11 protein-coding genes are annotated in these 15,326 nt (G+C 69.3%); 6 read left to right on the plus strand and 5 right to left on the minus strand.

Annotated features, from left to right (window positions below; translation table 11 throughout):
- Positions 1–47 precede the first annotated feature (47 nt).
- Together sucD and sucC are read right to left on the minus strand one after the other, a co-directional pair.
- Complete coding sequence (gene sucD / locus OIE47_RS30400; protein ID WP_326563283.1) at positions 48–935, minus strand: succinate--CoA ligase subunit alpha; 888 nt, start codon at positions 933–935, stop codon at positions 48–50.
- Between the two features lie 5 nt (positions 936–940).
- On the minus strand, positions 941–2,119 hold the full coding sequence (sucC, locus tag OIE47_RS30405; protein ID WP_326557958.1) for an ADP-forming succinate--CoA ligase subunit beta: 1,179 nt from the start codon (positions 2,117–2,119) through the stop codon (positions 941–943).
- A 264-nt stretch (positions 2,120–2,383) separates the two neighbouring features.
- Here sucC and frc point away from each other — a divergent pair, with 264 nt between their 5' ends.
- From frc to OIE47_RS30430, 5 genes are all read left to right on the plus strand, one after another.
- Positions 2,384–3,613: a formyl-CoA transferase gene (gene frc, locus OIE47_RS30410; RefSeq protein ID WP_326557959.1), complete on the plus strand. Its 1,230-nt coding sequence runs from the start codon at positions 2,384–2,386 to the stop codon at positions 3,611–3,613.
- Positions 3,614–3,680: 67 nt separating this feature from the next.
- The gene (locus OIE47_RS30415; protein ID WP_326557960.1) at positions 3,681–5,849 is read left to right on the plus strand and encodes an acetate--CoA ligase family protein; all 2,169 of its coding nucleotides are present in this window, start codon (positions 3,681–3,683) and stop codon (positions 5,847–5,849) included.
- Between the two features lie 277 nt (positions 5,850–6,126).
- Positions 6,127–7,533: an Nramp family divalent metal transporter gene (locus OIE47_RS30420; protein ID WP_326557961.1), complete on the plus strand. Its 1,407-nt coding sequence runs from the start codon at positions 6,127–6,129 to the stop codon at positions 7,531–7,533.
- Between the two features lies 1 nt (position 7,534).
- Positions 7,535–8,113, plus strand: a complete 579-nt coding sequence (locus OIE47_RS30425; protein ID WP_326557962.1) for a hypothetical protein — start codon at positions 7,535–7,537, stop codon at positions 8,111–8,113.
- Positions 8,110–9,147: a TerC family protein gene (locus tag OIE47_RS30430; RefSeq protein ID WP_326557963.1), complete on the plus strand. Its 1,038-nt coding sequence runs from the start codon at positions 8,110–8,112 to the stop codon at positions 9,145–9,147. Before OIE47_RS30425 ends, OIE47_RS30430 begins: the two co-directional genes overlap by 4 nt.
- A 7-nt stretch (positions 9,148–9,154) precedes the next feature.
- Here the strand turns inward: OIE47_RS30430 and OIE47_RS30435 are convergent, their stop codons facing one another.
- Positions 9,155–9,361: a hypothetical protein gene (locus OIE47_RS30435; RefSeq protein ID WP_326557964.1), complete on the minus strand. Its 207-nt coding sequence runs from the start codon at positions 9,359–9,361 to the stop codon at positions 9,155–9,157.
- 1,186 nt (positions 9,362–10,547) lie between these two features.
- Between OIE47_RS30435 and OIE47_RS30440 the strand changes: the two genes are divergently transcribed.
- On the plus strand, positions 10,548–12,275 hold the full coding sequence (locus OIE47_RS30440; protein ID WP_326557965.1) for a thiamine pyrophosphate-binding protein: 1,728 nt from the start codon (positions 10,548–10,550) through the stop codon (positions 12,273–12,275).
- A 195-nt stretch (positions 12,276–12,470) separates the two neighbouring features.
- On the opposite strand, the gene OIE47_RS30445 is transcribed toward OIE47_RS30440, so the two are convergent.
- On the minus strand, positions 12,471–13,226 hold the full coding sequence (locus tag OIE47_RS30445; protein ID WP_326557966.1) for a GntR family transcriptional regulator: 756 nt from the start codon (positions 13,224–13,226) through the stop codon (positions 12,471–12,473).
- A 335-nt stretch (positions 13,227–13,561) separates the two neighbouring features.
- Positions 13,562–15,295 (minus strand): glyoxylate carboligase, encoded by a 1,734-nt coding sequence (gcl, locus tag OIE47_RS30450; RefSeq protein ID WP_326557967.1) that lies wholly within the window; start codon positions 15,293–15,295, stop codon positions 13,562–13,564.
- Between the last annotated feature and the right edge of the window lie 31 nt (positions 15,296–15,326).

Consider the following 15,326-nt stretch of genomic DNA (forward strand, 5'->3'; position numbering starts at 1 on the left):
CCCGTCCTCCCCCGCGCATCAACCGGGGGAGGACGGGAGTTCGCGTCTTAGCGGGTGGCCATCCGGGACAGCAGCGTCTCGCGCATCAGCCGGGCGGTCTCCGACGGTGTCCTGCCCACCCGTACCCCGACCGCCTCCAGTGCCTCCTGCTTCGCCGCGGCGGTGCCGGACGAGCCGGAGACGATGGCGCCGGCGTGTCCCATGGTCTTGCCCTCCGGTGCGGTGAAGCCGGCCACGTAACCCACCACGGGCTTGGTGATGTGGGCCGCGATGTACTCCGCGGCCCGTTCCTCGGCGTCGCCGCCGATCTCCCCGATCATCACGATCGCGTCGGTCTCCGGGTCGTCCTGGAACGCCTGGAGGCAGTCGATGTGGGTGGTCCCGACGATCGGGTCGCCGCCGATCCCGACGCAGGTGGAGAACCCGAAGTCGCGCAGCTCGTGCATGAGCTGGTAGGTCAGCGTGCCACTCTTGCTGACCAGTCCGATCCGCCCCCGTTCGGTGATGTCGGGCGGGATGATGCCGGCGTTGGACTGTCCCGGGCTGATCAGGCCGGGACAGTTCGGGCCGATGATCCGGGTCCGGTTGCCGGCCGCGCACGCGTACGCCCAGAACGTGGCGGTGTCGTGCACCGGGATGCCCTCGGTGAGCACGACGACCAGGGCCAGTTCGGCGTCGATCGCCTCGATCACCGCGGCCTTGGCGAACCGGGGCGGGACGAAGACGACCGAGGTGTCGGCCCCGGTGGCCGCGACCGCCTCGGCGGTGCTGTTGAAGACCGGAATCCCGTCGACCTGCTGGCCGCCCTTGCCCGGGGTGACCCCGGCGACGATGTTGGTGCCGGCGGCGACCATCCGCCGGGTGTGCTTCGTGCCCTCGGTGCCGGTGATGCCCTGGACCAGTACGCGGCTGGATTCGGTCAGGAAGATTGCCATCGCTGTCATGCCCCCTTGGTGGCGAGTTGGGCGGCGAGGCGAGCCGCACCGTCCATCGTGTCCACGGTCCGTACGCAGTCGAGTGCGGCGGCGGTGAGGATCCGTCGACCCTCCTCGGCGTTGTTGCCGTCCAGGCGCACCACCAGCGGCTTGGTGATCTGCGCACCGTCGCGGGTGAGCAGCTCGATCGCCTGCAGGATGCCGTTGGCCACCGCGTCGCAGGCGGTGATGCCGCCGAAGACGTTGACGAAGACGCTGCGCACCGCCGGGTCGCCGAGGATGATCTCCAGTCCGTTCGCCATCACCTCGGCCGAGGCGCCACCGCCGATGTCGAGGAAGTTGGCCGGCTTCACCCCGCCGAACTCCTCGCCGGCGTACGCGACCACGTCGAGGGTGCTCATCACCAGGCCGGCGCCGTTGCCGATGACCCCGACCTCGCCGTCGAGCTTGACGTAGTTGAGGTGCTTCTCGGCCGCCAGTGCCTCCAGCGGGTCGGCCGCGGCGGTGTCGACGAACTCCGCGTGCCCGGGGTGGCGGAAGCGGGCGTTGTCGTCCACGGTGACCTTGCCGTCGAGGGCGCGTACGGACCCGTCGGCCAGCTTCGCCAGCGGATTGATCTCCACCAGGGTCGCGTCCTCCGCCTGGAACACCGTCCAGAGCCGGACCAGCACGTCCCGTACGCCGTCGTGCACGTCGGACGGCAGGTTGGCGTCGACGCAGAGTCGGGTGGCGGTCTCGGCGGTGACCCCCTCGGCGGGGTCGATCGGCAGCCGGATCAACGCGTCCGGGTTCTCCACCGCCACCTGCTCGATCTCCATCCCGCCCTCGCGGGACACCATGGCGAGAAACGATCGGTTGGACCGGTCGAGCAGCAGCGAGACGTAGTACTCGTCGGCGATGTCGCTGGCCTCGGTGACCAGCACCCGGCCGACGGTGTGTCCCTTGATGTCCATGCCGAGGATCGCGCTCGCCGTGTCGTACGCCGAGTCCGGGCCGTCGGCCAGCTTGACCCCGCCGGCCTTGCCCCTGCCCCCGGTTTTCACCTGGGCCTTCACCACGACCCGGCCGCCGATCTCGGCGGCGGCCTCGCGGGCCTGTTCGGCGGTGTCGGCCACGCGGTACCTACCCACAGGTACGCCGTGTTTGGCGAACAGATCCTGTGCCTGGTGCTCCAACAGATCCACAGAGGGCCTCCCTCTCCTTGACCTTCGTGGTGGTGGCGTCCGAGTCGAGGTCCGCGGAGGGTCAACCGGAATTCGTTTTGCTACCCCCTAGACACCCCGCTGTTACATGCGCCACGATATTGCCTACCCCATACGGTATGCAATCCCCGAGGGCGCGGAGGGTGCCGATGATCCGACGGTCGGCCCGGACCCGCGCGGAGCACACCTCGGGTCTGAATCCCCTGATCAGCAACACGTGGCGTGTCACGTACAGGAGGTTGGCTCATGGGTAAGGCACTGGAGGGCATCCGCGTCCTCGACATGACACACGTGCAGTCCGGTCCCTCGTCCACACAGATCCTGGCGTGGCTGGGCGCCGACGTCATCAAGCTGGAGGCACCGGGAACGGGTGACATCACCCGCGCCCAGCTGCGCGACCTGCCCGGTGTGGACAGCCTCTACTTCACGATGCTCAACGCCAACAAGCGGAGCATCACGCTGAACATGAAGAGCGAGCAGGGCAAGGAGATCTTCACCTCGCTGGTGTCCGGCGTGGACATCCTGGTGGAAAACTTCGGGCCCGGTGTGGTGGAGCGCTTCGGCTTTCCCTGGGAACGGCTGCAGGAAATCAACCCCGGCCTGGTCTACGCCTCGATCAAGGGCTTCGGACCGGGCCGCTACGCCAACTTCAAGGCGTACGAGGTGATCGCCCAGGCGATGGCCGGCTCGATGAGCACCACCGGCTTCGAGGGTGGCCCGCCGACCGCCACCGGCGCCCAGATCGGCGACTCCGGCACCGGCATCCACCTGGTCGCCGGCATCCTCGCCGCGCTCTACCAGCGCACCAACACCGGCCGGGGTCAGCGGGTCCAGGTCGCCATGCAGGACGCGGTGCTCAACCTGTGCCGGGTGAAGCTGCGCGACCAGCAGCGGCTGGCGCACGGACCGCTGGGGGAGTACCCCAACGAGAACTTCGGCGACGAGGTGCCGCGTTCGGGGAACGCCTCCGGCGGCGGACAACCCGGCTGGGCCGTGCGCTGCGCACCGGGCGGACCGAACGACTACATCTATGTGATCATCCAGCCGGTCGGCTGGAAGCCGATCACGGAACTGATCGGCAAGCCGGAGCTGGCCGACGACCCGGCCTGGAACACCCCGGCGGTACGGCTCGCCAAACTCGACAAGGCCTTCGCGCTGATCGAGGAGTGGACCGAGAAGCACACCAAGTGGGAGGTCATGGAGAAGCTCAACGCCCACAACATCCCGTGCGGGCCGATCCTGTCGACCAAGGAACTGATCGAGGACACCACCCTGGCCGAGCTCGGCTCGGTGGTCGAGGTCGAGCACCCCGAGCGGGGTGCCTACAAGACCGTCGGCAACCCGATCAAGCTGTCCGACTCGACCGTCGAGATCGAGCGGTCCCCGCTGCTCGGTGAGCACACCGTGCAGGTCCTCGGCGAGCTCGGTTACGACGAGAGCCAGGTCGCCGAACTGCGTACCGCCGGTGTGATCTGACCATCCCGCTGTTCACAGGCGTCCGCCGCGACCGGCGGTGCGTTCGGTCCGAAGGAGAGACGAGGAAATGTCAGATAACGCAACCAGCTACGACCGCGAGGCGGTACGCCGGGTTCTCGACCAGGTCCGGGCCGAGGGCCGCGACTCGCTGACCGCGCCCGAGGGTCGGCTGGTCGTCGAGGCGTACGGCATCGCGACGCCCCGGGAGGGGCTGGCCGAAAGCGCCGACGAGGCGGTGACCCTGGCCGGGCAGATCGGCCTCCCGGTGGTGCTGAAGATCGTCTCGCCGGACATCCTGCACAAGACCGAGGCCGGCGGCGTCCTGGTCGGGCTGAAGACGCCGGCCGAGGTCGCCGACGGCTTCCGGACCATCGTGGACAACGCCAAGGCGTACCGGGCCGACGCCCGGATCGTCGGGGTGCAGGTGCAGCAACTGCTCACCTCCGGCCACGAGGTGATCGTCGGCACGGTGACCGACAAGACCTTCGGCAAGGTGGTCGCGTTCGGGCTCGGCGGCGTGCTGGTCGAGGTGCTCAAGGACGTGACCTTCCGGCTCGCCCCGGCCGACCACGAGACCGCGCTGTCGATGATCGACGGGATCGCCGCGGCCGAGATCCTGCGCGGCGTACGCGGCGCCGAGCCGGCCAACCGCGAGGTCCTGGCCGGGCTCATCCAGCGGCTGTCCGACCTGGTCACCGACTTCCCCGAGCTGGCCGAGGTCGACCTCAACCCGGTCCTGGCGACCGCCTCCGGCGCGACCGCGGTCGACGTGCGGATCCTGGTCGACGACGAGGCCGCGAAGACGCCGGAACGGTTCTCCGAGGAGGAGATCCTGGCCAGCATGAACCGGATCATGCGGCCCGCGGCGGTCGCCGTGATCGGTGCCTCCGCCGAAACCGGCAAGATCGGCAACTCGGTGATGAAGAACCTGGTGAACGGCGGCTACCAGGGCGAGATCTACCCGATCAACCCTAAGGCCGACGAGATCCTGGACCGCAAGGCGTTCAAGAGCATCGCCGACGTACCCGGCCCGGTGGACGTCGCGGTCTTCGCCATCCCGGCGAAGTTCGTCCCGCAGGCACTCGAGGAGGTCGGCGCCAAGGGTGTCGCCGGGGCGATCCTGATCCCGTCCGGCTTCGGCGAGACCGGCAACCACGAGCTGCAGGACGAGGTCGTGGCCATCGCCCGCCGGCACGGCGTACGCATCCTCGGGCCGAACATCTACGGGTACTACTACACCCCGGAGAACCTCTCCGCGACCTTCTGCACGCCGTACGACGTCAAGGGTGGCGTCGCCCTCTCCTCGCAGAGCGGCGGGATCGGCATGGCGATCCTCGGCTTCAGCCGGTCCGCGAAGATGGGCGTCTCCTCGATCGTCGGCGTAGGGAACAAGGCCGACATCGACGAGGACGACCTGCTGACCTTCTTCGAGACCGACCCCAACACCCAGTTGATCGCGATGCACCTGGAGGACCTCAAGGACGGCCGGGCCTTCGCCGAGACCGCCAAGCGGGTGTCGAAGACCAAGCCGGTGCTGGTTCTCAAGGCCGGCCGGACCGACCAGGGTGCCAAGGCCGCCAGCTCGCACACCGGCGCACTCGCCGGCAACGACAAGGTGTACGACGACATCCTGCGGCAGAGCGGCGTGATCCGCGCCCCCGGCCTCAACGACCTGCTCGAGTACGCCCGCGGCATCCCGCTCCTGCCGACCCCGCAGGGCGAGAACGTCGTCATCATCACCGGCGCGGGCGGTTCCGGCGTACTGCTCTCCGACGCGTGCGTCGACAACAGCCTGCGTTTGATGGAGATCCCCCCGGATCTCGACGAGGCGTTCCGCAAGTTCATCCCGCCCTTCGGCGCGGCCGGCAACCCGGTGGACATCACCGGCGGCGAACCGCCGTCGACCTACCGGAACACCATCGCGCTCGGCCTGTCCGACCCCCGGATCCACTCGCTGATCCTCGGTTACTGGCACACCATCGTCACCCCGCCGATGGTCTTCGCCGAACTGGTGGTCGACGTGGTCGAGGAGTTCCGGGCCAAGGGCATCCACAAGCCCGTCGTCGCCTCGCTCGCCGGCGACGTGGAGGTCGAGCAGGCAAGCGAGCACCTGTACCGGCACGGGATCGTGGCCTACCCGTACACCACGGAGAAGCCGGTCGCCGTACTCGGTGCGAAGTACCGCTGGGCCCGGGCCGCAGGCCTCGTCGGGGCCGACCCGAGCACCGGCGGCTGATCCGAGAAGACCCGCGGCACCGGTCTTGCCGAGGGGAAACCTGCGACAGCGACCGCTGCGCGGCCAGGAGGCGAACAGGACATGACGTCGGGGTCTGGTTCCGTCCCCCAGACCCCCCAGCCACTAGGTCCCGAGGAGGTCCAACGTGGACGCTTCAAACGATCCTGCCCCCCGTCCCCAGGGGGGAAGTGCCACGGCCCCACCCAGCACCACCACGTCCATCCCCACACCCCGGTCCGGCGAACAACGCGTCTGGCGGGCCGGCAAGCTCGAACCGATGCCGATCCGGGAACTGCCGGACGCACCCCCCTCCGTCCACCTGCTCGGCCCCACCGTGTTCCTCGTCGCGCTCGGCGTGGGCATGGGCGAGGCGTACATGTGGCCCCGACTGGTCCTGGTCTTCGGCCCGGAGATCCGGTGGCTGTTCCTCATCGGTGTGACCCTCCAGGCGTTCGTGATGCTCGAGATGGCCCGGTACGCCATGGCCACCGGCGAGAGCATCTTCTTCGGCGCCGCCCGGGTGTTCAAACCACTGATGTGGTTCTTCTTCGGGGTCGCGATCCTGGTCTACATCTGGCCGGGCCATCTGTCCACCGGCGCCGCCGCCTTCGAGGAGGTGAGCGGCGTACCCTGGGTCGTCACCGCGTGTATCGGCCTGATCCTGGTCGGCATCCTGTTCAGCCTCGCCTCGGTGATCTACCCCCTGCTGGAGAGCCTGCTCGGCATCCTGATCGGGGTACTGGTGGTCGGCACCTCGGTGGCGGCCTCGCTGGTCGGTCAGTGGAGCGACGTCACCGCCACCCTCGGCGGCATGTTCCGGTTCGGCTACCTGCCGGACGAGGCGATGTCGGCGGCCTGGTTCCCGGTCCTGGTCGGCGCGATCGCGTTCGCCGGACCGTCCGGCATGCAGCAGATGTGGTACACGCTGCACCTGCGTGACTCGGGTGCCGGCATGGGCGCGCACATTCCGAAGATCCGTGGACTCCGGTCGGCGGGTGCGGAGGACGAGATGCCGTCGCGCGGGTTCATGTTCGACACCGACAACCCGGCCGAGATGCGCAAGTGGAAGGGCTGGCGCAAGTGGGTGACCTTCGACGCGGTGCTGCTCTTCTGGGGCATCACGATGCTGGTCACCATCTCGTTCACCGTGTTGGCCCAGACCGCGGCGCGGGAGAGTCCCAACGTCGCCGGCCTGATCCGCGACGGTGACCGGGAGGTCGCCCTGACCGCGATGGCGGACGCCTTCGCCTCGGCCGGCGCGCCGGTGCTGCGCGGCATCTTCCTCGGCTTCATCGCGCTGATCGGTCTGAACGCCACGCTGGGTCTGTTCGACTCGTTCTCCCGTGGCCAGGCGGACATGAGCTACCACTTCATCCGTGGGGCGAAGAAGTTCGGCATGTCGAAGCTCTACGCCGGCTTCCTCTGGGGCGTGATCACGTTCGGGATCCTGATCCTGCTGTTCGGCCCCGCCGACGGTCCGGGCGCGATCCTCGACGTACTGGCCTTCCTGTCCACGTTCGCCATGGGCACCTACTGCGTGGTGCTGCTCCTGGTGAACAACCGGATGCTGCCCAAACCGATCCGCCCGGGGATCGTGCAGAACCTGGTCATCGGGTTCGGTGCGGTGTTCTACCTGGGCATGTTGGTCTACAGCCTGGTCCGGTTCGGCGTGGTGGTGGGTTGAGATGACCACCAAGCGGATGAGAGATCTCGGTCAGATCGCGATCCCCGGCGCCGGTATCGGGGCCAGCGCCGGACTGGCGGCACTGGGACTCGCCCTGATCGTGGGCCAGCCGATCGGCTGGGCGGTGGCCACCGGTGTCGCCCTCGGCCTACCGCTGGCGCTGCTCGGCGGCGGGTTCGGCGCACTGCTCGGGGCGAGGATCATCACGCCCGGGGTGTTCGCGCCGGCCGGGCTCTACTGGTTCGTCGGCTTCCCGGTGGCCAGACTCGTCCACGAGGTGCTGGCCGGTCTGCTGATCGCGGGCCGGCCGGCGCTGCCGCCGGACGTGCTCGGTTTCCTCGCCTACCAGGCGATGATCAGTCTCGGGTTCGCCATCGGGTTCAGTTGGCTGCACGAGCGGTTCGCACCGGGCTGGCTGCGCCGGATCGCGCCGGACAACCCGCCCGCCGACCGGCTGTACGGCTTCTACGTCCAACACGCGCAGGCGCAGTGGCAGGCGCGGGAGAACCGGCGGCGCGACCGCGGCGCCGGGCAGGGGTTGGGCCGGCTGATCCGGCCCCGGACCGGAGGTAGGGCATGAATCTGCCCGGCTGGGTGTGGGCGGTGACGATCATCGCCTTCATCGTGATGATCGCGATCGACTTCTACCTGGTGGCCCGCAATCCACGCGACCCGTCCTTCCGGGAGTGCGTGACGTGGGTGAGCTTCTACATCCTGGCGGCGGTCGCCTTCGGCCTGGTCCTGACCGGGACGGCCGGCGCCACGTACGGCGGGCAGTTCTTCGCGGGTTGGCTCACCGAGTACTCGCTCAGTGTCGACAACCTGTTCGTGTTCGTCATCATCATGAGCCGGTTCGCGGTGCCGGTGCAGTACCGGCAGAAGGTGCTGCTCATCGGCATCGTGATCGCGCTGCTGCTCCGGGGCGTCTTCATCGCCGCGGGGGCCCAGGCGATCACCCGGTTCGACTGGCTCTTCTACCTGTTCGGCGCGTTCCTGGTCTACACCGCGATCAAACTGGTCGGGCCGCAGCAGGAGGACGAGTTCTCGGAGAACGTCGCGCTGCGTACGGTCCGCCGGGTGCTCCCGACGACCGAGTCCTACCACGGCGCGTCGGTGTTCGCCCGGATCGACGGTCGGCGGATGGTGACCCCGATGCTGATCGTCATGGTCGCCATCGGTACCACCGACCTGCTGTTCGCGCTCGACTCCATTCCGGCGATCTTCGGCCTGACCCAGGAGCCGTACCTGGTCTTCACCGCGAACACGTTCGCGTTGATGGGCCTGCGGCAGCTCTACTTCCTGATCGGTGCCCTCCTGGACCGGCTGGTGTACCTCAGCAAGGGGCTGGCGCTCATCCTCGCCTTCATCGGCGTGAAGCTGGTCCTGGAGGCACTGCACCACGACGGTGTCGGGTGGGCGCCCGAGGTGCCGATCCTCGTCTCACTCGGCGTCATCCTCGGTACGCTGCTGGTCACCACGGTGGCCAGCCTGTTGAAGACCCGGCGGGACGGACGACGGGCGGCAGAACCCGCCGCCGTCCCGGCCGGTGGTGCTACGGACGACGATCAGCCACGGGCTCCGGAAGTCGCCATGGCGGAACGTGATGCGTCCTGATCGGTTGTCACAACTTTACGAGGTCGTCCTCGGTGTGCTCGTTGAGCAGCCGTGCGATCTCCTCGTCGGTCGGCCGGGTGGCTCGCCGCTGGGATTCCAGGGCGAGCGCCAGGCCGAGCCCGAGAGTACGACCGTCGGCGTTGAATCCACGCGGGAGGTTGAGCCCGCGCTGGATCCGGTTGAGGAAACGTTGGAACTCTCCTTGGGTTGCCATGACCTCTTCACCTCGTCGGTTATAGGCGTTCCCGTGGGACGACGCCCCGCGGGAGGGTGCGTACCGGCTGCGCGTCCAGGGCTGGGTGCCGCGTTGCTCCCAGCGGGACGGGCGCGTCTGCTCGATGTGGTCGCCGAGGGTCCGAGCTGGCAGGCTCGGGCCCTCCGGCGTCCCGGTGATGGCCGGGGTGTGCCGCCCGGTACCGGATTCGGCCCGGCGGCTGGTTGCGGTCACCTCGGAGGTGGGGGCTCCCAGGTGCGGTCCGGGGCGCGACGCGCCGGACCGGGGTCGGCCCGTCCTCGGCGCTGATTCACCGGTGCGGGCCGTCCATGGTGGTGCGGGGGTTCGAGGACGGTGCGTGGTCGTCGGTTGGTACGGCTCCCCGTGTCGGTGCCGGGTGTTGGTGTCCCGGCCCGTCGTGGGGGAGAGGATTCCGTTCACCGCAGACCTGCTTCGTTGGCTCGATTCCCGTGGGCCTGGCTCCAGCATACAGGCTTTTGTATGCAAAGTTTGATCCAGTGACCAAGGCCACGACCCCGCCGACCGGGCACCGCCGGGTTCCCGGGTGGACCGGCGACGCCCGCGCGCTTCCTCCGGGACGGCCGCCGGTGGCCGAGCTGCTCCGCTACTCGCGGTGAGGTCCATGCCGGACACCTCGGCGGTCGTTCGGTTGTAGATCCAGCTCCGTGCCGTCAGGGCTGGTGCTTCGGGGTCGAGGGAAGGGGGAGCGTGCGAGCTGAGCGTGATCCGCTTCCGGTAGCCGCCGTCGAGGCGTACGGGGAGGGGCGGGTGCCGCTCCGGCGGAAAACCTGCCGCTACCCCCTAGACACCCCGCTGTTACATGAGCCACGATATTGCCTACCCCATACGGTATGCAATCCTCAGGGTGGCGGAGGAAGCCCATGACTCGTCAGCGACATCGAGCCCGTGCCGCGACCACCGCCGGCGCCACATTTCACCCGCGATCCGTGCCGCCCGGCCCGTCCCGGCCGTCGGCGCGCGACCGTGCCCACCCGTGGACAGGGGAGGTTGCCCTGGTCGAGCAGCCGATGTGGAGCCGTGCGCCGAGCGCGCCCGCCGCGCCGCGCCCGCACGCGTCCCGGAGCAGTTTTCCAGCCCAACACCGCCGGACCCGCCGCATCCGTGCACGCAGGTCTCCGGTGGCGACTCAAGGGAGTTGAGAAACATGGTTCAGACCGCGAGGGAATCCGCCGTGGACCCGATCCTGGCCGAGCCGAGTCGCGACCCGGAGCGGATCTCCGGTGGACACCTGGTGGCCAAGGCGCTCAAGGCCGAGGGCGTCGACGTCATCTTCACGCTCTGCGGTGGCCACATCATCGACATCTACGACGGTTGTGTCGACGAGGGCATCGCGGTGGTCGACGTACGGCACGAGCAGGTCGCCGCGCACGCGGCCGACGGTTACGCGCGGGCCACCGGCAAGCCGGGGTGCGCGGTCGTCACCGCGGGACCCGGCACCACCGACGCCGTCACCGGTGTGGCGAACGCGTTCCGGGCGGAGAGCCCGATGCTCCTGATCGGCGGTCAGGGCGCGCTCAACCAGCACAAGATGGGGTCACTGCAGGACCTGCCGCACGTCGACATGATGACGCCGATCACCAAGTTCGCCGCCACGGTGCCGCACACCGCCCGCGCGGCCGACATGGTCTCGATGGCGTTCCGCGAGGCGTACAACGGTGCTCCGGGCCCGTCCTTCCTGGAGATCCCGCGCGACGTGCTCGACGCCGAGGTGCGCCTGTCCGACTGCACCATCCCGCAGCCCGGTCGCTACCGCGCCTCGACCAAGAGCATCGGTGACCCGGCGGCCATCCAGCAGCTCGCCGACATCCTGGTCAAGGCCAAGAAGCCGACCGTGCTGCTGGGCACCCAGGTCTGGACCGCGCGGGGCAGTGACGCCGCGATCGACTTCGTCCGGACGCTCAACATCCCCGCGTACATGAACGGCTCGGCGCGCGGCACGCTGCCGCCCGGCGACCCGCACCACTTCCACCTGTCGCGGCGGTACGCGTTCAACAACGCCGACGTCATCATCATCGTCGGCACCCCGTTCGACTTCCGGATGGGCTACGGCCGGCGGCTGCCGAAGAACGCGACCGTGGTGCAGATCGACCTGGACTACCGCACCGTCGGCAAGAACCGCGACATCGACCTCGGCCTGGTCGGCGACCCGGGTGCGATCCTCGCCGCGGTGGCCCAGGCCGCGTCCGGCCGGATCGACAACGGCGCCGCGGGCCGCAAGCCCTGGTTCGCCGAGCTGCGGGCCGAGGAGACCGCGGCGTACGAGAAGCGGCTCCCGCGCCAGCTCTCCGACGCCAGCCCCATCCACCCGCTGCGGCTGGCCCACGAGATCAACGAGTTCCTCACCGAGGACTCGATCTACATCGGCGACGGCGGCGACATCGTGACCTTCTCCGGTGGCGTGGTGCAGCCGAAGTCGCCGGGACACTGGATGGACCCCGGTCCCCTGGGCACCCTCGGCGTCGGCATCCCGTTCGTGCTCGCCGCGAAGTACGGCCGGCCGGACAAGGAGGTCGTCGCGCTCTTCGGCGATGGTGCCTTCAGCCTCACCGGGTGGGACTTCGAGACGCTGGTCCGGTTCAACCTCCCGTTCGTCGGCGTGGTCGGCAACAACTCGTCGATGAACCAGATCCGCTACGGCCAGGCGCAGAAGTACGGCGCCGCCCGTGCCCGCGTCGGCAACACCCTGGGCGACGTCCGCTACGACGAGTTCGCCCGGATGCTCGGCGGGTACGGCGAGGAGGTGCGCAACCCGGAGGACATCGGCCCGGCCATGCAGCGGGCCCGGGAGTCCGGGCTCCCCTCGCTGATCAACGTCTGGGTCGACCCCGACGCGTACGCCCCGGGCACCATGAACCAGACCATGTACAAGTAAGGGCCGTTCCGGCCCGGAATCGGAATAGTGGTCCGGGTGGGATTGGCCGGACCGGCGTCGACCGGCGCGGCGGGAGCCGTACCGGTCGACGCCGGCGTGTGTGCGGGATGGACTCCGATCCTCCGGCCGAAGCGTCCAACGCAGATACCCGCCACCACCCGACGAGGGGTGGTGACGGGTACCGGTCGTTGTCGGTCAGGCCAGAGCCTCCCGCTCAGCGGCCTCCTTGCGCCGCTTGTGGTAGCTCTCCCGGGTCCGTTCGGTGTGCCGGCGCATCATGTCGCCCGCGCGCTTGCCGTTGCGGCTGGCGATGACCTCGATCAGGGCCGCGTGCTCGTCCCAGGCCTCCCGGCCGCGTGACCGCGCGATCGGCAGGTAGTACCAGCGCACCCGGCGGTCCACCAGCGCGATCAGCTCGGCCAGCACGTTGTTGCCCGACATCGACACCACGTACGCGTGCAGGGCGGCGTTCGCGGCGACCATGCCCTCCTGGTCGTCGTCGCTGAGCGCCTTCTCACCGGCGCGCTGCAGGCCCCAGAGATGCTCGATGTGCTCCGGGGTGGCCCCACGCGCGGCCAACCGGGCAGACTCGGTCTCGAGCAGCGTACGGGCGGCCAGGAGCTGGTCCGCCTCGGCCTCGGTCGGCACGTGGACGAACGCGCCGAGAGCGGGGCGCAGGTCGACCCAGCCCTCGCTGTGCAGCCGTTGCAGCGCCTCGCGTACCGGTTGCCGGCTCACTCCGAGCTGGGCGGCCAGCTCGTTCTCGACCAGGTGCTCACCCGGTTGCAGCTCCCGGTTGATGATCATCTCGGCGATCACGTCGTAGACCGCCTGGCGCAGGGGTGCGGGACGCTCCAACGGCTGGCGTACGGCCCGAGCCTCGGCTCGTGCGGCGGCGAGCCGTCGTCCACCGCTGGCGGCGGCTGGCGGGCTCGAGTCCCAGTCCGTCATGGAAACCTCCGGCTCTGTTGGATCGATCGGACGCTACGCCGCCCGAATGTGTTCATAGCATACAGTCGCCGAGATGCAATGGTTCTTCGCGCTTGCGGCGAGCCTGGGCTGCGTCGATGCGCTGGCAGCGCCGACGGCTGTGCCCGTACGTGTTCGGGTAACCGCCGGCGCACGTCCACGGGGGTGGACGTGCGCCGGGTGCCGGCGGCCGACCGGGGCGGGTCGGCGGTCCGGCGGGCAGCGCGGTCCCCGCTCGGGTGCCGCGGGCCGCGACGCCCGCGGGTGCCGGGACCGGCCGCCGGATGGGATCGGGCAACCGGTTGGGAGCGGACCGGTCAGTCGGCGCTCGCCTGCGCCGGCACGCTCTCGGGCACCGGCTCGTACTCGTTGACCTTTGCGATGGAGAGGCCGTGTGCGGTGTTCGCCTCACGTTCGACCATCACCTCGACCAGCACCGGTCGGCTGGTCCGCCTGGCCTCCTTGCTGGCCCAGGCGAGCGCGTCGCCGATCTCGCCCGGCTCGGTGACCCGGCGACCGGAGCAGCCGTACGCTTCCATGATCTTGACGTTGTCGGTGCCGTACTCGTCGTAGTGGATGTCCACCTCGAAGTTCATGCCGTAGCCGATCTCGGCCTGCCGGATCAGGCCGAGATACTCGTTGTTGAGCATCACCAGCACGAACGGCACGTTGTACTGGGCGGCGACGGCGAGCTCCTCGACCAGGAACTGGAACGAGTAGTCGCCCACCACGCCGACCACCTCGGCGTCGGGTCTGGCCGACTTGACCCCGATCGCGGCCGGGATCTCCCAACCGAGCGGCCCGGCCTGGCCGCAGACCTGGTAGTGCCGGGGCTTGAAGACGTTCTGGAACTGCCCGGACCAGATCTGGTAGAGCCCGATCGCGGTGACGAAGTACGTCTCCGGACCGAAGAACTCGTTGATCTCCCGGAAGACCCGGGGTGCCTTGATCGGCACCGAGTCGAAGTCGTCCCGACGGGTCAGTGTCCGGCGCAGCGTACGCACCCGCGACACCCACTGCCCACGGTCGACCTCGGCGCCGCGGCGCCGGACCGCGTCGAGCAGTGCCGCCAGGAACGCGCCGGTGTCCGACACGACACCGAGGTCCGGGCCGAACACCTTGCCGATCTGGGTGGGCTCGATGTCGACGTGGATGAACTTCCGGTCGCCCCGGTAGGTCTCCAGGTCACCGGTGTGCCGGTCACCGAACCGGGCGCCGAGCGCGAGCACCAGGTCGGACTCCAGGAAGGACGCGTTGCCGTAGCGCTGCGTGGTCTGGATCCCGGTCATCCCGGCGAACAGGTCGTGGTCCTCCGGCAGCGAACCCTTGCCCATCAGGGTGACCTGGACCGGGATGTTCAGCGTCTCGGCGACCTCGCGCAACAGGTCGGTGGCCTCGCCGAGGATGACCCCGCCACCGGCCAGGATGAGCGGGCGCTCGGCGGCCAGCAGCAGGTCCAGGGCGCGTTCCACCCGTGGCGGGTGCGGTTCGACCCGGGTGACCGGCAGCGGGGCGTCGATGGTGGCGTCCCACTCGATCTCCTGGCGTTGCACGTCCAACGGCAGGTCGATCAGGACCGGGCCGGGGCGCCCGGACCGGGCGATCCGGAACGCCTCCCGGAAGATCCAGGGTGCCTGCGCGGCCTCCTTCACCTGCACCGCCCACTTGGTCACCGGCTTGGCGATCTCGACGATGTCCACCGCCTGGAACGCCTCCTGGTGCAGCTTCGTGGTGGGCGCCTGCCCGGTGATGCAGATCATCGGGATGGAGTCCGCCTGCGCGGTGTAGAGCCCCGTGATCATGTTGGTCCCGGCCGGGCCGGAGGTGCCGATGGCGACACCGACCCGCCCGTTGGTACGGGCCCAGCCGTCCGCCATGTGGGTGGCGCCCTCCTCGTGCCGGACGATGAGGTGCCTGATGTCGCTGTTCTTCAACGCGGCGTACAGCGGCAGGATGGCGGCGCCGGGACAGCCGAACGCGATGTCCACGCCCTCCGATCTGAGCACGGTGACCACCGCTTCCATGCAGGGGATCTTGGCCATAGTTTCCATACCTCTCGAATGGGCGGGGGAGACGCTCGGC

The organism is Micromonospora sp. NBC_01796, assembly GCF_035917455.1.
In the GTDB taxonomy this organism is placed as follows: Bacteria; Actinomycetota; Actinomycetes; order Mycobacteriales; family Micromonosporaceae; genus Micromonospora_G.